Genomic DNA, 17,865 nt, shown 5'->3' on the forward strand with positions numbered 1-17,865 from the left:
CGTTCACTCGCCGGCTCTTATTCCTTGGGGAAATCCAGTCCCATTTCCTTGTAGCGGTCGGGATCGTCGCCCCAGTTCTCGCGCACCTTGACGAACAGGAACAGGTGCACGGGCACGCCCATGATCTCGGCGATCTCGACGCGCGCCTGCGCGCCGATCGACTTGATGGTGGCGCCGCCCTTGCCGAGCACGATCTTGCGCTGGCTCTCGCGCTCGACATAGATCGTCTGCTCGATGCGGATCGACTTGTCCTTGCGGTCGGTCCAGCTGTCGGTCTCGACCGTCGACTGGTACGGCAATTCCTGATGCAGATGGCTGTAGATCTTCTCGCGGGTGATCTCGGCCGCCAGATGCCGCATCGGCGCGTCCGACATCTGGTCCTCGGGATAGAGGAACGGTCCCGCCGGCACCATTTTCGCCAGCGCCTGGCGCAAATCGTCGACGCCGTCGCCTGACAGCGCCGAGATCATGAAGGTGTGCTCGAAGCGCATCCGCTCGTTGGCGGCCTGCGCCAGCGCCAGCAGCTTCTCGCGCTGCACCAGGTCGACCTTGTTGAGCACCAGGATCTTCGGATGCGCGACGGATTCGAGCTTGGCCAGGATCGCGTTGGCCTCCTCGTCGATCCCCGACTTGGCGTCGAGCAGCACGCAGACCAGATCGGCGTCGTGGGCGCCGCTCCAGGCGGTCGACACCATCGCGCGGTCGAGCCGGCGCCGCGGCGCGAAGATGCCGGGCGTGTCGACCAGGATGATTTGCGCGTTGCCTTCGATCACGATGCCGCGGATCAGCGCGCGGGTGGTCTGCACCTTGCGCGACACGATGGTGACCTTGGAGCCCACCAGTGCGTTGACCAGCGTCGACTTGCCGACATTGGGGGCGCCGATCAGCGCGACGAAGCCACAGCGCGTCGCGTCCTGTTGCCCTTTGGCTTCGTCAGTCATTGGTGCCGACGCCTTCACGCTCGATCATCGCGGATGCTGCTGCCTTCTCGGCCGCGCGCTTGTTGCCGCCAAGGCCCTCGGCGGAGGCGAGGCCAGGCAGGTCAACCGCAACGCGGAATTGTGGATCGTGGTGCGGGCCGGTGCGTTCGACCTCGCGATAGACCGGCGTCGGCAATCCCTTGCCCTGTGCCCATTCCTGCAACACGGTCTTGGGATCGCGCAATGGCCGGCGCAGCTTGTGCATGCGTTCGGTCCAGTTGCGCTCGACGAATTGACGCGCGGCCTCGTAGCCGCCGTCGAGGAAGATCGCCCCGATCACCGCCTCGCAGATGTCGCCGAGCACCGACTTGCGCAGCCGCGCGCCTTCGACCGCCTTGACCATGCCGAGCTTGATGTCGTCGAGCAGCCCGAGCGACTTGGCGACGTCGGCGCAGCTCTCCTTGCGCACGAGGTCGGCGAGCCGCTTCGACAATTCGCCCTCGTCGGCCTTCGGGAACGAGCGAAACAGCATGTCCGAGACGATCAGGCCGAGCACGTGGTCGCCGAGGAATTCCAGCCGCTGGTAGCTGTCAGCACGGTTGCGGCTGGCGGGCTTCAGCGCGGAGACATGGGTGAACGCGGTGGTCAGCAGCGCGGCATCGGTGAACGTGTAGCCGATCCGCGCCTCGGTGCCGGCGATCGCAGCCTTGGCCTCGGCGGCCTTGGCTGCCTTGCTGCGCCGCTTCTTCGGCGCGGCCGTGCTCTCGGCGGCTGGCGTCTGGCTCGGCTCGCCGCTCGGCGCCTGATCGTTGATGGCTGAAGTCTCGTCGTTCATCGCACGATGGAGAATAGACGATTCCACCGCACTGCGAACGGCCAACGCCAGATCATCCAGGCCTGCTCGCCCTCGGCGATCGAGAAGAAGATCATCTGGGCCCGCCCGATGATGTTCTCGAACGGCACGTAGCCGACCTGCGACAGGAAGCGGCTGTCGGTGGAATTGTCGCGGTTGTCGCCCATCATGAAGAAATGCCCGGGCGGAACGGTGTAGACGATGGTGTTGTCCATGTAGCTGTTGTCTTGGCAGTCCAGCGTCTCATAGCTGACGCCGTTCGGCAGCGTCTCCTTCCAGCGCTTGACGCGCGCGGTGGCATCCGCCGAGCCGCAGGGGTCCTCGCCGACGAAATCGCTCAACCGCTCGCGCTTGATCGGCTCATCATTGATGTAGAGCAGCCCGTTCTTGACCTCGATCCGGTCGCCCGGCAGCCCGATGACGCGCTTGATATAGTCGGTGGAGTCGTCTCGCGGCAGGCGAAACACCACGATGTCGCCGCGGTTCGGCTCCGAGCCGAAGATGCGGCCCGAGAAGATGTTCGGCGAGAACGGGATCGAATAGTGGCTGTAGCCGTAGGAATATTTCGAGACGAACAGATAGTCGCCGACCAACAGCGTCGCCTTCATCGACCCCGAGGGGATGTTGAACGGCTGGAACAGGAAGGTGCGGATGACGAGCGCGATCAGGAGGGCATGGATGACGACGCGGATGGTTTCGCCCAAGCCGCTCTCAGATTTGGTCCCGGTGGTCACGCTCATTGCTTTCCCAATTCCCGTGGGCCGATGTCCACGCGGTGACAGAACGTTCTCTTCGCGCGAAGCATCAGGCCCTCGCGTGAGGAAAATGGCCTTGATTCTGATCTTGAGGGCAAATTCCGGCCTAAACCTGGAATCCGCGTCTCGCTCGATATAGCCTGCGGCGTTTTAGACGGTTGTTCGCAGAGGCGCAATCAATCGCGGCCTCAAAACTTCGCAATTCATTGAAATATCAATGATTTTTTAGTTTTCTGAAGTTTTCCGGCAGATTCCGGCGCCGCCGGCTCATCTGGCCGGGGCAACCGCCGAAATTATGACGAAGGCCTGCGCCAGCGGCCAATCGTCCGTGATCGACAGATCGATCTGCGGCTGCATGCCCTCGGGCGTCAGTTCCTGGAGCCGGGCCAGCGCCCCGCCGGTCAGTTGCATCGACGGGCGCCCTCCCGGCAGGTTCACGACCCCCATGTCCTTCCACCACACCCCGCGCCGGATACCGGTGCCGAGTGCCTTGGAGCAGGCTTCCTTGGCGGCGAAGCGTTTGGCATAGGTCGCGACCACCATCTTCTCGTTGTTGGCGCGGCGCATCGCCTTGGCGCGCTCGGCGTCGGTGAAGATGCGTTCCAGGAATCGCTCGCCATGGCGCTCGATCACCTTGGCGATCCGGGTGATGTCGATCAGGTCGGAGCCGATACCGATGATCATGCGCCAGCGGCACCTTGAGCGGCACCTTGGGCCTTGGCACGGCCACGGTCCATCGCCGCCCGCATCTCGCGCACCGTCCCGGCAATACCCACGAACAGCGCCTCCCCCATCATGAAATAGCCGATGTTGAGTTCGCGAATTTCAGGCAGCGCGGAAATCGTCTCGGCGGTGTCGTAGTCGAGCCCGTGGCCGGCATGGACCTCGAGCCCGGCCGCCTGCGCGAGCCTGACACCATCGACGATGCGCTTCCATTCCGCATCCGCCTTGTCCTTGTGACCGTCGACCACGGCGTCGCACCAGCCGCCGGTATGGATCTCGATCACCGGCGCCTTCAGCTTCGCGGCCATCTCGATCTGCCTGGGATCGGCGGCGATGAACAGCGAGACCCGGATACCGGCATCAGTGAGCCGCGCGATGTACGGCGCCAGCGCATTGTGCTGGCCGACGACGTCGAGGCCGCCCTCGGTGGTCAGCTCCTGGCGCCGCTCGGGCACCAGGCAGACCGCATGCGGCTTGGTCGCGAGCGAAATCCGCAGCATGTCGTCGGTCGCCGCCATCTCGAAATTCAGCGGCTTTGATATTTCGGCCTTGAGCCGCGCCATGTCCTCGTCGCGGATATGCCGGCGATCCTCGCGCAGATGCGCGGTGATGCCGTCGGCCCCTGCCGCGATCGCGGCAAGCGCCAGCCGCACTGGATCGGGCCGCGCCCCGCCGCGCGCGTTGCGCAGGGTTGCGACGTGATCGACATTGATACCGAGACGCAGCGGAGGAGCCTTTGACATTTCTCTGACCTGCAAATTCTAGCCTGTCACGCGCGGGTGCAGCCGCGCGAATGACGCTTCACCCATTGACGCGCTCGACCTTCGCGACGACGGCCTTGGCACGCAACTGCGCGATGATAGCGAGGAGATGCTTCAGGTCATAGACCTCAAGATCGATGGTCAGCTCCGTGAAATCAGGCGACTGGCGCGACATGTGGATATTGTCGATGTTGCCGTCATGCTCGGCGATCACGGTCGCGATCTGGGCGAGGCTGCCGGGCTCGTTGACGTTGTGGACCAGGATGCGCGCCGGGAAGCGCTGCGGCATCGTCTCGTCGATGTCCCAGCGCACGTCGAGCCAGCGCTCCGGCTCCTCCTCGAAATCCTTCAGCGCCGGCGACTGGATCGGATAGATGGTGATCCCCTCGCCCGGCGTGACGATGCCGACGATCCGATCGCCGGGCACCGCGCCGCCGTTCGGCGCGAACTTCACCGGCAGGTCGGAATTGATGCCACGCACCGGGATCACCGAGGTGGCACGCGCCGGATGCGGCGGGTTCTGCGTCTTCAGCTTGGCGACCAGCCCCTTCTTGGCGCCATAGCGCACCAACCGCTCTTCCTTGTAGTCGGGATACATCGCGCGCGCGACGTCGGACGCCTTGATCTCGCCGCGGCCGACCGAGGCCATCACCTCCTCGATCGAGGTGCGCGCGAGCCGCGGCAATGCGCCCTTCAGCTTGTCGTCGGCATATTCGATCTTGGCGCGGGCAAACAGACGGTCGACGATGCGGCGGCCGAGCGCCGCATACTGATCGCGCACGGCATCGCGGGTGGCGCGGCGGATGGCGGCACGCGCCTTGCCGGTGCGGGCAAGCGCCTCCCAGGCCGACGGCGGCGCCGACTGCGCCTTCGAAGTCAGCACCTCGACCTCGTCGCCGTTCTGCAACTCGGACGACAGCGGCGCGAACTTGCCGTTGATCTTGCAGCCGACCGCGCTGTTGCCGACGCCGGTATGCACCGCATAGGCGAAGTCGATCACATTGGCATTGCGCGGCAGCGCGATCAGCTTGCCCTTCGGGGTGAAGCAGAACACCTGGTCATGGAACAGCTCGAGCTTGGTATGCTCGAGAAACTCTTCCGGGTTGGCGCTTTCCGACAGGATGCCGATGGTGTGGCGCAGCCAGGCGAAGGCGTTGGACTCGTGCTTCATCCGCTCATGCGGCGAACCGGCGCCCTCCTTGTAGAAGGCATGCGCGGCGATGCCGAATTCGGCGATCTGGTTCATCTCCTCGGTACGGATCTGCAACTCGACGCGCTGCTTGCCGGGACCGATCACCGTGGTGTGGATGGAGCGATAGTCGTTCTGCTTCGGGGTCGAGATGTAGTCCTTGAAGCGTCCCGGCACGACCGGCCAGGTGGTGTGGACGATGCCGAGCGCACGATAGCAGGCCCCGATATCGTCGAGGATGACGCGGAAGCCGTAGATATCGGACAGTTGCTCGAAGCCGACCGACTTGCGCTCCATCTTGGTCCAGATCGAAAACGGCTGCTTGCGACGGCCGAACACCCGGGCGGTGATGCCGTTCTTTTGCAAGTTCTTGGAGAGCTGGCTTTCGATCTCGCCGATCAAATTGCGGTTGCGCTCGGCAAGCGCGTCGAGCCGCTGCTTGACCACGGCATAGGCTTCCGGATCGAGCACGAAGAACGACAGGTCCTCCAGCTCCTCGCGCATCTCCTGCATACCCATGCGGCCGGCGAGCGGCGCATAGATGTCCAGCGTCTCCTCGGCGATGCGGCGGCGCGAGGCCGGTGGCATGAACTCCATGGTCCGCATGTTGTGCAGACGGTCGGCGAGCTTGATCAGCAGTACGCGGACGTCGTCGGCGATCGCCAGCAGCAGCTTGCGCAGGTTCTCGGCCTGCTTGGCCTCGCGCGACACCAGTTCGAGCCGCTTCAGCTTGGTCAGGCCCTCGACCAGCGCGCCGATCTCGTGGCCGAAGACATGGTCGATCTCGGCCCGCGTCGCCTCGGTGTCCTCGATGGTGTCGTGCAGCAGCGCAGCCACGATCGTCGCGTCGTCGAGCTTGAGGTTGGTGAGGATCGCGGCGACCTCGAGCGGATGCGAGAAATAGGGGTCGCCGGAGGCGCGTGTCTGCGTGCCGTGCGCCTTCATCGCATAGACATAGGCGCGGTTGAGCAGGTCCTCGTTGGTGTCGGGGTTATAGGAACGGACGCGCTCAACAAGGTCATATTGTCGCATCATGCGTGTCCGCGGCTTGGCCGGCCGCTCCGCCGTGGACGACGCTGGCGCCACCGCGACCGTTTCGGACGCAGCCTGCATCTGGATGGAACTGCGGCGTCGATACGCCATGAAACTCGCTGCCTTTCGCGCGGGACCGGTGTCCCTCTTCCCTCAATCTAGTGCGCTTTCGAATGAAGCAGCACCCCGCGCAGGCCCTGGAACCGTTCAATTTCCCGCGCCCGCATAGGACGCACCGTAACTGCAAAATTGTCAACAAAAGCAAAGGCCCGGAGCGATGTCCGGGCCTTTGGCAAATTGATCTGGCAGATTGATCTGGAGGGAGCGGTCTACTCGTCTTCCTCGGGCTGCTCCTCCGGGGGAGCCAGGCCCTCGAGACCCTTCAGAAGCTCTTCCTCGGTCATCCGCTCAACCGCGACCTCGGTGTCGTCGGCATCGACGCTGGCACCAGCGGAACCGATCAGCGGCACGGTGTCCGGCTCGGGCTCGTCGACCTCGACGAACTTCTGCAAGGAGTGCACGAGTTCCTCGCGGAGGTCTTCCGGCGAGATCGTCGAATCGGCAATTTCCCGTAGCGAGACGACCGGATTCTTGTCATTGTCGCGATCAACCGTGAGTTGCGACCCCGACGAAATCATCCGGGCACGATGCGCGGCCAACAGGACGAGGTCGAAACGATTGTCGACCTTGTCAATGCAGTCTTCGACGGTGACGCGAGCCATCTCGAGGCGCTCCGTGGTAAAAGGGTCCAAACATGTCGGTTATGAGGGTTAGTTATAGGGCTAGACCCGGTTTCGCAAGGTAAAATTTGTGATTTGCCTTCCCAACAGGCTCTGATAACCCCGTCAGCCGGGGCCAGAACGGCCGGAGCGTCTGACGACATGGCTAGGTTGCCGTCCCAGACAAGTAAATCTCTTCATTGCAACGTCAAAGGTCTAGGCTTTTTGCCCTCGCCTCACCATAATTGCGGTGGTGACTGTCGTGGGGAAAGATTCACCGAACTTTAGGCAGCAACGCAGGAAATTGCGCGCGGTTGATCACCGCTGCGCTAAGAACACTAACAACCACGCGAGAACACTTTGATGTCGTCACCTGTTTCCAACAAGATCGCGCTCTTCATCGACGGAGCGAATCTTTACGCAACCGCAAAGACACTGGGCTTCGACATCGACTACAAGCGCCTCCTCAAGGAATTTCAGGGCCGCGGCACGCTGCTCCGCGCGTTCTACTACACGGCGATCATCGAAGATCAGGAATATTCGTCGATCCGTCCGCTGATCGACTGGCTCGACTACAATGGCTACACCGTGGTCACCAAGGCCACCAAGGAATTCATCGACGCCAGCGGCCGCCGCAAGGTGAAGGGCAACATGGACATCGAACTCGCTGTCGATGCCATGGAGCTTGCCGAACACATCGACCAGATGATCCTGTTCTCCGGCGATGGCGACTTCCGCTCGCTGGTCGAGGCGGTGCAGCGCCGCGGCGTCCGCGTCACCGTGATCTCCACCATTGCCAGCCAGCCGCCGATGATCGCCGACGAGTTGCGCCGCCAGGCCGACGTCTTCACCGACCTCGTCGAGCTGCAATCCAAGCTTGGCCGCGATCCGTCCGAACGCCCGGCCCCGCGCGAACCGCGCCACCATACGTCGCATTCCCCGCAATTCCTGCAACGCGCGACCACGATGGCCCCACGGGGAGCCGATGACGATTTCGACGAGTAATATCGTCGCTCGAGCCACGCGCCCCGACAGCAACTGTCAGCTCTGTCCACGGTTGGCCGGTTTCCGCGCCGAGAGTCGCGCGCGCCATCCGGACTGGTTCAACTCGCCGGTGGAATCGTTCGGCGATCCGAATGCACGGCTGTTGATCGTCGGGCTCGCGCCGGGCATGCAGGGTGCCAACCGCACCGGCCGTCCGTTCACCGGCGACTACGCGGGCGATCTGCTCTACGCCACCCTGCTCGAATATGGTTTCGCCAGCGGCGTCTATCAGGCGCGGCCAGACGATGGTTTCACGCTGGTCGACAGTCGAATCAGCAACGCCGTGCGCTGCGTGCCGCCGCAGAACAAGCCGCTGCCGGTCGAGATCAACACCTGCCGGCAATTCCTCAGCACCACGATCGCCGCGATGCCGAACGTACGCGCGATCGTCCTGCTGGGACGCATCGCCCACGAATCGACTTTGAGGGCATTGGGGCTTCGCCTGGCTGCCGCGCCATTTGTGCACGGTGCCGTGCATAGCGCAGGCAACTACAAGCTCTACGACAGCTACCACTGCTCGCGCTACAACACGAACACTGGCGTGTTGACGACCGACATGTTCCGCAAGGTCTTCGCGACCGTGCGGAAGGATCTGGAGACCTGACGAAGCGCGGGGACGCGATGGCGGACAGTCTACATATTCCGTTGCAGCCAATCGACTGGGACGCCGAGGATGTGACGGCGGCAATCGGAGAGATCGTCACTGACGCGCTCGCCAGCCTTGATCCTGTGCATTTCTGGCCGGCGCACCCAAAAGATGACGGCCTTCCGGACGGAACCGCGAGCTTTTACTTCGGCGCGACGGGGATGATCTGGGCGCTCGACTATCTCAGGCAGGTTGGCGCGATCAGCGTACCCTTCGATTTCGGCCCGGTGCTGCCGCGCCTGATTGAGAACAGCAGAGCTGAATTCGCAAAGCGCAACTATTCGGCACACGGATCCCTCCTGTTCGGCGATCTTGGCAGCCTCCTCCTCATGATGCGGCTGCGCCCCGACGCTGTCGTCGCAGATCAAATCTACGACCGAGCCGAAGCAAACATCTCGCTTCCGATCCGTGAGTTGATGTGGGGCATGCCGGGCTCGATGCTGGCGTGCCTCCATATGCATGACATGACGCGCGAGGCGCGTTGGCATCCGTTGTTCAACGCCCAGGCCACGCGGCTGCTGTCCGAGCTTGAAGACACCGAGCTGGGACCCCTGTGGCGACAAGATCTGTACGGTCATCATCACCGTTGGCTTGGTCCCGTGCATGGTTATGCCGGGAATATGATCCCGTTGCTGCGCGGCTGGAGCTGGCTGGAAGAAGAGCAGCGCGCGCTGGTGACCACGGTCGTTCCGCAAACCCTGACACGGAACGCGTGGCGAACCGCCGCGGGCATCAACTGGCCGGCCATCGCCGGCGGCACCTCGCGTCTGTGCCAGCACTGCCACGGCGCACCAGGCATGGTCACGACGTTTGCCGACGTGCCCTTGGAATCGCCTGAGCTGGACGAGTTGCTACGGCAGGGCGGCGAATTTACCTGGAACGCCGGCCCGCTCAGCAAGGGCTCCAACCTCTGTCACGGCACGGGCGGCAACGGCTACGCCTTCCTGAAGCTCTTCCGCCGGCTCGGCGACGCCACTTGGCTTGAACGGGCGCGATCGTTCGCGATGACGGCCATCGCCCAATGCCGCGAAGAAAGGTCGGAACTCGGAAGAGGCCGCTATACGTTATGGACCGGCGACGTCGGTCTGGCGGTCTATCTCTGGGATTGCCTAACCGGCGAACCCCGCTTCCCGACTATCGACGTGTTCTAACGAGCAACCGGATTGTCCTGGCGCCAGTTGCACGGGCTCGCAAATGTCAGTTGCGACCGCTTCGGGGCTGAAAACATCCGCGACAATTCTGAATAATAGAAAAATATCACTGAGTTGCTCGACGTGTCAAGTTGCTTGGTCGAACGCCGGCCGCCGCCGGCTGCTTTGCATGGGGTTGTTTTCGATATTTTGGCCGCCCCCCTGCGACCGCCCCACGGCTTCATGTTGCTCCAGCTAGTCGTTCCGCGGATTGTCCTTCAGCCATTCCAGCACGTCGCCGGCGTTCCGGTCGGGTGGAAACACCGGATAGAACACGTGCGTGATGCGCGCATCGTCGATGATCAGCGCGAGCCGCTTGATCAGGGTCTGGCCGGCCACCGACATCGTCGGCAACTTCAGCGTGTGCGTCAGTTCCAGCGCTTCGTCGGACAGCACCGCGAACGGCAAATGCAGGCGCGATGCCATCTCGATCTGATAGTCGTTGCTCTGCGTCGACAGCCCGAACACCTGCGCCGCACCGGCCGCCTTGAGGTCGGCGAACAGGTCGCGGAACGCGCAGGTCTGCGGCGTGCAGCCGCGTGCACCCGGGATCATGTCCCAATCATCGACCAGCCCGATCTTGCCGGGCTCGCCGGTTCGCGGATAGGCGAACACCACGGTGCGGCCCTCGAGCGCCGCCAGCACCACCGACGTATCGTCGGTCGCGCGCAGCCGGACCGGCGGGATCGTCATGCCGGTCAGATGGGCCGCGCCGCCGTCGTCGCGAGGTGCCGGAATCTTGCTCCAGTCGACGTCGGTGAGGCTGCTCTGGGTCATGGCCGACATCTCCCTGGGCGTCATTGCGAGCGAAGCGAAGCAATCCGTAGCGTCGCGCACTGGATAGCTGGCTTCGTCGCTGCGCTCCTCGCAATGACGGCTTGAACTCTATCCCCGCGCCCGCATCAGGCGGCCCTTCTCGCGGCCCCAATCGCGCTTCTTCTCGCTCTCGCGCTTGTCGTGCAGCTTCTTGCCCTTGGCGACCGCAAGCAGCAGTTTGGCACGACCGCGCTCGTTGAAGTACAGCTTCAGCGGAATGAGCGTCATGCCCTCACGGTCGACCGCACCGAGCAGCTTGTTGATCTGCTTGCGATGCAGCAGCAGCTTCCGCGGCCGCTTCGGCTCGTGGTTGAAGCGGTTGGCCTGCAGATATTCGGGGATATTGGCATTGATCAGCCAGATCTCGCCGTCCTTGGAATCCGCATAGGATTCCGCGATCGTGCTCTTGCCGCTGCGGATTGATTTCACCTCGGTACCGGTCAGCGAAATGCCGGCCTCGATGGTGTCCTCGATGGCGTAGTTGAAGCGGGCCTTTCGGTTTTCGGCGACAACCTTGATCGGGCGTTCGTTCTTCTCGGCCACTTTAGCTCTTCTTGAGGAGGTCGCGGATTTCCGTCAGCAGCACGACCTCGGCGGACGGCTTCGGCGGCTCGGCGGGCGCAGCCGCCTCCTTGCGCTTGAGCTGGTTCATGGTGCGGATGACGATGAACAGCACGAATGCGACGATGACGAAATTCACGATCAGGGTGATGAAGCTGCCGTAAGCCAGCACGGCACCTTGCTTCTTGGCGTCGGCCAGGTTGGTGGCCACCACGTTCTTGGAGAGCGGGACGAAATAGTTGGAGAAGTCGAGGCCGCCCAGCATGCCGACGATCGGCATGATGATGTCGTTGACCAACGACGTGACGATGCCTCCGAAGGCCGCACCGATGATGACGCCGACGGCGAGGTCGACGACATTGCCCTTCATGGCGAAATCGCGGAATTCCTTCAGCATTCCCATCCCCTTCTGTTCGACATTGCGCACGACATCGTGCACGGCAGTACAGTCTTGGCTCAGTTGATCAGGCCGGCATGCACCATGGCGCTGCGGACGGCCTGGCGGGTCGGCTCCGAAACCGGCACCATCGGCAAACGCAGCTTCTCGTCGAGCTTGCCGAGCAGCGACATCGCATACTTCACCGGCGCCGGGTTGCTCTCGATGAACAGGTTGGTGTGCAGCGGCATCAGCTTGTCATGGATCTTCAACGCGGTGGTGACATCGCCCTTCTGCCAGGCGGTCTGGAATTCCGAGCACAGCCTGGGCGCGACGTTCGAGGTCACCGAGATGCAGCCATGGCCGCCGTGTGCCATGTAGCCGATGATGGTGGCATCCTCGCCCGACAGTTGGTTGAAGTCCTCGCCCATCGCGGCGCGCTGCTGCGACACCCGCACCATGCTGGCGGTCGCGTCCTTCACGCCGGCGATGTTTTTCAACTCGAACAGCCGCTTCATGGTGTCGACCGACATGTCGATCACCGAACGCGGCGGGATGTTGTAGATGATGATCGGAATGTTGATCGCATCGTTGATCGCCTTGAAGTGCTGATACATGCCCTCCTGGGTGGGCTTGTTGTAGTACGGCGTCACCACCAGCACCGCGGTCGCACCGGCCTTCTCGGCATGCTCGGCCAGCTCGATCGCTTCCTTGGTCGAGTTCGAGCCCGCGCCGGCGATCACTGGCACCCGGCCCTTGGCCTCCTCGATGCACCACTCCACCACCCGCTTGTGCTCGTCATGGCTGAGCGTCGGGCTTTCGCCTGTCGTGCCGACCGGCACCAGGCCGTGCGTGCCCTCGGAAATCTGCCAGTTCACGAGGCTGCGGAACGCCGCCTCATCCACGCCGCCGTTCTTGAAGGGCGTCACCAAGGCAGTGAATGACCCCCGGAATTTTGTCTTGGCTGCCATGGACTTCCTCCAAACGCTTCAGGCTAAAGGCTAAGGTCGACGGACCCGTGTTTTTGGCGTGCTTCCGGCCGTGCGACCAACCCGGTTCATGTGAAACCGCCATGAAAGGCAATTCATACCGGGTCTGACCGACCGGCGAAAGGGCCGTACCGTACCTATTCCCAGCCGGTTCCAGCCGCGATTTTGCCGCGGTGCTGGCGCAAACAGCCGCACCGGCAGGCTTCTTAGTATTTTGTCTACGTTTTCACTCAAATAAGAACCCATGGCCCGATCGACCAGATGATTCGGGGCCACGGAGGGCTTCCGTGATTCGTTCCGCCCGAGCAGGTACATTGCGATCGACGGCACTGGCGACGAGCCTGGCGCTCGTCGTCGGCCTTGCGACTCTGACGGCCGACGCATGGGCTGCCTCGGATGCTCCGGCGGCGGCGCCGGCTGCCGACAGCACCTCTTCCAAGCCCACCGCTCCCAAATCCGCCGCGGCCAAGACCACGCCGAAGGCTTCTCCCAAGACCACGGCAAAGCCGACCGCGGCCAAGCACAACGATACCAAGGCCAGCGCAGCCAAGACGAGCGAGACCAAGGCCGAAACGGCCAAGACACACGCGTCCAAATCCAGCGCGGCCAAGACGGAGGGCGCCAAGACCAGCCCTGCCAAGACCACCCCTGCCAAGACCACGGATTCCAAAACCTCGGACTCCAAAGCAACCGCGTCGAAGAGCACGACAACCAAGTCCGGCGCAGCGAAGTCGGCGGCTCCGGTCGCGACCGGAAGTCTGCCGAAGCGACCGGCGCCGGTCAGCGCTTCCGCGCCCGCGCTGGTTCCGGCGACCCGCCAGCACGCCGCGCCGATCGTGCGCAAGCCGGTGCTGCCCGCGGCGATCGCAGCGACATCGTCGACCTCGCAGTCGGACAAGGATGCGCTCGCAAGCGTCGTCGAGCTGCTGCGCAAGCGCCGGCCGGCCGACGCCACCGAAGCCGAGGCCTCGATCTCCGACCCGGTCGCGCGCAAGCTCGCCGAATGGCTGATCCTGCGCAGCGAGAACAATGGCGCCTCGGTCGAGCGCTACCGCACCTTCCTTGATGCCAATCCGGGCTGGCCGTCACAGACCTTCCTGCGGCGCCGGATCGAGGCCTCGCTGTGGGACGATCGCCGCGACGACTCCGCGGTCTGGGCCTGGTTCCAGAATGAATCGCCGATCTCGGCCAAGGGCCGGCTCGCGCTCGCCAAGGTGATGGTCTCCCGCGGTGATCGCGGCAATGCCGAACGCCTGGTCCGCGAGGCCTGGCGCAACGACGGCATGAGCGAGGACACCGAAACCGCCGCGCTCGATATGTTCGGCTCGTTCCTGACCGCGGGCGACCACAAGGCGCGCATGGACGCGATGCTCTATGGCACCGACAACGAGGCTGCCGGCATGCGCGCAGCCAAGCGTCTCGGCTCCGGTTACGTGGCGCTGGCCAAGGCGCGCATCGCCGCCACCCGCAAGGGCTCGAACCTGCGCGCGCTGCTCGAGGCGGTGCCGAGCGAACTCACCGGCGACACCGGCTATCTGTTCGCCAAGATCCAGTTGCTCCGCCGCGAGGAGAAATTCGCCGAAGCCGCGCGGCTGATGCTGAGCGCGCCGAAGGATCCATCGCGCCTCTACAACGTCGACGAATGGTGGATCGAGCGCCGGCTGCTGGCGCGCAAGATGATCGACAACAACGAATTTCGCACCGCTTATCTGATTGCGCGCGACGCGGCACTGCCGGCCCGCGACATCTACAAGACCGAGCAGGAATTCACCTCGGGCTGGATCGCGTTGCGCTTCCTCAACGATCCCGCCCTCGCCTCCGAGCATTTCGCGCGGATCGGCGTCGGCAGCGCCAACCCGACCGCACTGGCGCGTGCCGGCTATTGGCAGGGCCGCGCCGCGGAAGCCGCCGGCCGGGGCCAGGAGGCACGCGCCGCCTATGCCCGCGCGGCCGAGCAATCGACCAGCTATTACGGCCAGCTCGCGCGCGCCAAGCTCGGCCTGCCGCAGATCGAGCTCAACAGCGCGCCGCGCGGCCGCGGCGCCGACCGTCTGGAAATCGTCCGTGCCGTTGCGCTGCTTTATGAGATCGACGCCCGCGAGTTCGCGATCCCGATCTTCGGCGACATGGGCGACAATGGCGATCCGGAAGCTCTCGCCGGGCTCGGCGAGCTGACCGCACGCAACGGCGATGCCCGCGGCATGCTGCTGATGGGCAAGGCCGCGCTCAATCGCGGCCTGCCGTTCGACCACTACGCCTATCCGGTGAACGGCATTCCCTCCTTCCGGCAGGTCGGGCCGGAGGTCGAGCAGAGCGTGGTCTACGCCATCGCCCGCCAGGAGAGCGCGTTCAATCCGGCCGTGGTGTCGCCGGCGCAGGCTTATGGCCTGATGCAGGTGACGCCGGATGCCGGACGCTATGTCTCCAAGCGCGCCGGCATCACCTTCGATCTCAACCGGATGAAGACCGACCCGGTCTACAATGCGATGTTGGGCGCCGCCGAACTCGGCGGCCTGCTCGAGGACTATCGCGGCTCCTATATCCTCACCTTCGCCGCCTACAATGCCGGCCGCGGCAGCGTGCGGAAGTGGATCGAGCGCTATGGCGATCCCCGCGATCCCAAGGTCGACGCGGTCGATTGGGTCGAGCTGATTCCGTTCTCCGAGACCCGGAACTACGTCCAGCGGATCATGGAGAACCTGCAGGTCTACCGTGCCCGGTTCGGCGGCGGCAGCAGGTTGCAGATCGAGGCCGACCTGCATCGCGGCGCCAGCGTGGAATGAGCTGGCCCGGCCGGTTTTCAACAGAGATGTGACGGGACATTGCTGATCGCGGCCAGATCTTGAGCTAACCCGTTGTTATAGCATAATTTTCATGAACTTTTGCACCCCCGCACCGGGAATCAGCCTCTTATATAGAGGCTGCGCACTCTGCTGGTGGCGGAGCTGCCACTAAATCACCTTGTCGCAATCTGAATCTGCCGCTTGCGGCTCAGCGCCCACTCGGGCATATCGGCGCCACCGGAGAGGTGGCCGAGTGGCTGAAGGCAACGCTTTGCTAAAGCGTCATACGGTCTCAAGCTGTATCGAGGGTTCGAATCCCTCCCTCTCCGCCATTGGGACCAAATGTCCGGCCCAGACAGATGGGTAACAGATCGTACCTAAGACATGGGTGACAACCTCGTGCCGAACGGGTTGTCGAGTGGTTGCAGGGTTTTCTGCTCCAGGTCAAAGTATCCCAAATCATAGTGCATGAAGCTGGCGAGCCAAATGCCGTCGTCGACCTCCTTGATGCCGAGTTTCTGGCCGGCCAGGACGGTGGAGATGTTGATTCTCTTGCGGAGTAGGCAGAGGCGTCCGCAGGCGGTGACGAGGACGTCGCGGTCGTGGAACGGATAGGTCAGCTCAGGCAGGCCTGCATAACGACGTGGTGAAGCGCCGTAGAGCTCGGCCGGGCACTTCATGTCGAGCGCCTCATGAGGTCGTTCGGTATTGAACTCGCGGATGAAGGCGTCGAAGCGGTCCTGCTGCTGTAAACTGTTGGAGCCGGGCGGACGGGTGGCTTCCTTCTTGAGCGTCAGGTGCATGCGTTCATGGCGGCCATTTTGCTGCGGATGGCCAGGTTTGATGCGCTCGATCGCGATGCCGAGCCGGAGCCACCACACCGACAGCTTTGAGAGATTGAACAAGGCATTGGGACTGGCAAAGGGCACGCCATTGTCGGATCGGATGGCAAGCGGCAGGCCGCGTTCACGGAACAGGCGCTCGAAGGCATCAATTGCAGGCTCCTCGCGCGTTGAATCGAGTGCTTCGCATAAGAGCAGAAAGCGCGAGGCATGATCGGTGACGGTCAAGGGATAGCAGTACCGGCCGTTGCCGAGCTTGAACTCGCCCTTGAAGTCGGTGCACCACAGATCATTGGGCACGGCGCCTGGCGACAGCGGCGTGCCGCGCGCGCGGTGGCGCGGCCCGCCTCCGCGCCTGACCAGACCGTGGCGGTCGAGTACCGCATGGATGGTGCTTTTGGCCGGAACGCGGATATCGCCATCGAGCCGCCGTACCAAAAGTTCGCGGATCTTGCGGGCTCCCCAGTGCGGCTTCTCGGCCTTCAGCCGGACAATCAGGGCTTCAAGCGGCTGCGGGAGCTGGTTGGCATAACGCACCGGCCGGCGCGACCGGTCGCTCAGCGCTTCGAGCCCGTGCTCCTTGTATCGATCGAAAATCTTGTACCCGGTCTTCCGCGAGATGCCGAACTCCCGGCAAACCTCGGTCATCGCCTCTCCATCCAGCAGGCGGGCGACAAAGCGAAGGCGCTCTTCCATTACCGAACTCGCTTTCCACGGCATCCACACCTCCCGCAGAACAAAAGCGGAAAGTGTAACCCATGTGTCCGGTACGTTCTGTCACCTATCTCTCGGGCCGCTCAGGCTGTTCAACGATGCTCCCTAACGATCTCCGTCGAGAAATTTGGGCGCCCACCCGTCCGGCATGAACGGCGGTAACCTCCGCGTGAACGAAACGTCATTCCCGGCACCTCGAAGCGAGCGCGAAACAGACCCCGTTCAAGCTGGCTGCATTGTTTTCCTCACCTGATCATTTCCGGGGTAAAGCCATGCAGCAAGACAGTGGCATTCAATTCCAGGATCTCGACAAGATCTTGCGTGACGCGCAGCTTCGTCGCTCCGGCGACCTCGGTCCGTGGTTTCGGCAGCGCATCTCTGCCAGAGCAGCAGGACTCGCTATGGCAACTTCGTTCGCCTTCATGGTTGTCGTGCTGGCGATCGTGGCCGCCCCGCGGCCGGTCTCGAGCGCTGCGCTCGGCAGCGACTGGCAATGCAGCAAGGCGGCGTTTGTCGTGACGACCTGTCGTCAAGCCGATCCCGCACACTCATAGCAAGCGGCCCTATCGTCGAAGGAACGTCGGCGTTTGCCCGGCGTTGCATAGGCGGCGACGGCACTTGCCAGCACAACCGGTCCCATCGTCGACCAAACGATGTCGACGCAATGCCGCAACATCGCGAGCAACATTCTCTTTGCGAGGCAAATTGCCATGAACAAACGCAGGCAGACCTATTTTCGCAATGCGCTGGATCTGAGGGACAAGATCCAGGTCAAGATCTTGAGGAAGCGTCTCAAGGTCTCCGATCAACAGTTTGCTTCCATCGTTCGGAAATCTGGCCCTTCGATTTCCGCCATCACCAAGGAAGCAAAGGTGATCTGATCCAACAACTCCAAGGGATCGGACGGTCGCCACCTCAATAGCGGGGCTATCTGCCCGTCGACGCCATAGAG

Annotated in this window: 18 protein-coding genes and 1 tRNA gene; 7 read left to right on the forward strand and 12 right to left on the reverse strand. The window is 63.3% G+C overall.

Annotated features, from left to right (window positions below; translation table 11 throughout):
• Positions 1-17: 17 nt before the first annotated feature.
• The 7 genes from era to rpoZ form a co-directional block, all read right to left on the reverse strand.
• Positions 18-941: a GTPase Era gene (gene era, locus CWS35_RS26835; RefSeq protein ID WP_024583340.1), complete on the reverse strand. Its 924-nt coding sequence runs from the start codon at positions 939-941 to the stop codon at positions 18-20.
• Positions 934-1,755 carry a ribonuclease III gene (gene rnc, locus CWS35_RS26840; RefSeq protein WP_100954738.1) on the reverse strand — a complete coding sequence of 274 codons (822 nt, stop codon included), beginning with the start codon at positions 1,753-1,755 and terminating at the stop codon, positions 934-936. The genes era and rnc overlap by 8 nt, the downstream gene beginning before the upstream one ends.
• Positions 1,752-2,513 carry a signal peptidase I gene (gene lepB / locus CWS35_RS26845; RefSeq protein WP_024583338.1) on the reverse strand — a complete coding sequence of 254 codons (762 nt, stop codon included), beginning with the start codon at positions 2,511-2,513 and terminating at the stop codon, positions 1,752-1,754. The genes rnc and lepB overlap by 4 nt, the downstream gene beginning before the upstream one ends.
• 282 nt (positions 2,514-2,795) lie before the next feature.
• Positions 2,796-3,212, reverse strand: coding sequence for a holo-ACP synthase (gene acpS, locus CWS35_RS26850; protein WP_024583337.1), 417 nt, complete (start codon positions 3,210-3,212; stop codon positions 2,796-2,798).
• Positions 3,209-3,994, reverse strand: coding sequence for a pyridoxine 5'-phosphate synthase (locus CWS35_RS26855; RefSeq protein ID WP_100954740.1), 786 nt, complete (start codon positions 3,992-3,994; stop codon positions 3,209-3,211). Before CWS35_RS26855 ends, acpS begins: the two co-directional genes overlap by 4 nt.
• Positions 3,995-4,052: 58 nt before the next feature.
• Positions 4,053-6,344 (reverse strand): bifunctional (p)ppGpp synthetase/guanosine-3',5'-bis(diphosphate) 3'-pyrophosphohydrolase, encoded by a 2,292-nt coding sequence (locus tag CWS35_RS26860; RefSeq protein WP_024583335.1) that lies wholly within the window; start codon positions 6,342-6,344, stop codon positions 4,053-4,055.
• Positions 6,345-6,562: 218 nt separating this feature from the next.
• Positions 6,563-6,955, reverse strand: a complete 393-nt coding sequence (rpoZ, locus tag CWS35_RS26865) for a DNA-directed RNA polymerase subunit omega (RefSeq protein WP_024512695.1) — start codon at positions 6,953-6,955, stop codon at positions 6,563-6,565.
• A gap of 360 nt (positions 6,956-7,315) precedes the next feature.
• On the opposite strand from rpoZ, the gene CWS35_RS26870 reads away from it, so the two are divergent.
• The 3 genes from CWS35_RS26870 to CWS35_RS26880 are packed head-to-tail and all read left to right on the forward strand — an operon-like array spanning position 7,316 to position 9,793.
• The gene (locus CWS35_RS26870) at positions 7,316-7,957 is read left to right on the forward strand and encodes an NYN domain-containing protein (RefSeq protein WP_024583334.1); all 642 of its coding nucleotides are present in this window, start codon (positions 7,316-7,318) and stop codon (positions 7,955-7,957) included.
• On the forward strand, positions 7,938-8,600 hold the full coding sequence (locus CWS35_RS26875) for a uracil-DNA glycosylase (RefSeq protein ID WP_024583333.1): 663 nt from the start codon (positions 7,938-7,940) through the stop codon (positions 8,598-8,600). Before CWS35_RS26870 ends, CWS35_RS26875 begins: the two co-directional genes overlap by 20 nt.
• Positions 8,601-8,617: 17 nt before the next feature.
• The gene (locus CWS35_RS26880; RefSeq protein ID WP_100954742.1) at positions 8,618-9,793 is read left to right on the forward strand and encodes a LanC-like protein; all 1,176 of its coding nucleotides are present in this window, start codon (positions 8,618-8,620) and stop codon (positions 9,791-9,793) included.
• 234 nt (positions 9,794-10,027) lie between these two features.
• On the opposite strand, the gene CWS35_RS26885 is transcribed toward CWS35_RS26880, so the two are convergent.
• From CWS35_RS26885 to dapA, 4 genes are all read right to left on the reverse strand, one after another.
• A complete protein-coding gene (locus CWS35_RS26885; RefSeq protein ID WP_100956685.1) occupies positions 10,028-10,609 on the reverse strand; it encodes a peroxiredoxin in 582 nt (193 codons plus the stop codon).
• A 108-nt stretch (positions 10,610-10,717) separates the two neighbouring features.
• Positions 10,718-11,191 (reverse strand): SsrA-binding protein SmpB, encoded by a 474-nt coding sequence (smpB, locus tag CWS35_RS26890; RefSeq protein ID WP_024583330.1) that lies wholly within the window; start codon positions 11,189-11,191, stop codon positions 10,718-10,720.
• A gap of 1 nt (position 11,192) precedes the next feature.
• On the reverse strand, positions 11,193-11,606 hold the full coding sequence (mscL, locus tag CWS35_RS26895; RefSeq protein WP_024583329.1) for a large conductance mechanosensitive channel protein MscL: 414 nt from the start codon (positions 11,604-11,606) through the stop codon (positions 11,193-11,195).
• A 59-nt stretch (positions 11,607-11,665) separates the two neighbouring features.
• Positions 11,666-12,556 (reverse strand): 4-hydroxy-tetrahydrodipicolinate synthase, encoded by an 891-nt coding sequence (dapA, locus tag CWS35_RS26900; protein WP_024583328.1) that lies wholly within the window; start codon positions 12,554-12,556, stop codon positions 11,666-11,668.
• Positions 12,557-12,888: 332 nt separating this feature from the next.
• Between dapA and CWS35_RS26905 the strand changes: the two genes are divergently transcribed.
• Together CWS35_RS26905 and CWS35_RS26910 are read left to right on the forward strand one after the other, a co-directional pair.
• Positions 12,889-15,357: a transglycosylase SLT domain-containing protein gene (locus CWS35_RS26905; RefSeq protein WP_100954744.1), complete on the forward strand. Its 2,469-nt coding sequence runs from the start codon at positions 12,889-12,891 to the stop codon at positions 15,355-15,357.
• 239 nt (positions 15,358-15,596) lie between these two features.
• Positions 15,597-15,689: transfer RNA gene (locus CWS35_RS26910), tRNA-Ser, on the forward strand.
• 45 nt (positions 15,690-15,734) lie between these two features.
• Here CWS35_RS26910 and CWS35_RS26915 read toward each other — a convergent pair.
• A complete protein-coding gene (locus CWS35_RS26915) occupies positions 15,735-16,919 on the reverse strand; it encodes an IS481 family transposase (RefSeq protein WP_024583326.1) in 1,185 nt (394 codons plus the stop codon).
• 266 nt (positions 16,920-17,185) lie between these two features.
• Here CWS35_RS26915 and CWS35_RS26920 point away from each other — a divergent pair, with 266 nt between their 5' ends.
• Entirely contained in the window at positions 17,186-17,467 is a 282-nt protein-coding gene (locus CWS35_RS26920; protein WP_100954746.1) for a hypothetical protein, read from the forward strand.
• A gap of 99 nt (positions 17,468-17,566) precedes the next feature.
• On the forward strand, positions 17,567-17,794 hold the full coding sequence (locus tag CWS35_RS26925; protein WP_035636627.1) for a DUF3606 domain-containing protein: 228 nt from the start codon (positions 17,567-17,569) through the stop codon (positions 17,792-17,794).
• Positions 17,795-17,865 lie beyond the last annotated feature (71 nt).

Source organism: Bradyrhizobium sp. SK17, from assembly GCF_002831585.1.
Lineage (GTDB): Bacteria > Pseudomonadota > Alphaproteobacteria > Rhizobiales > Xanthobacteraceae > Bradyrhizobium.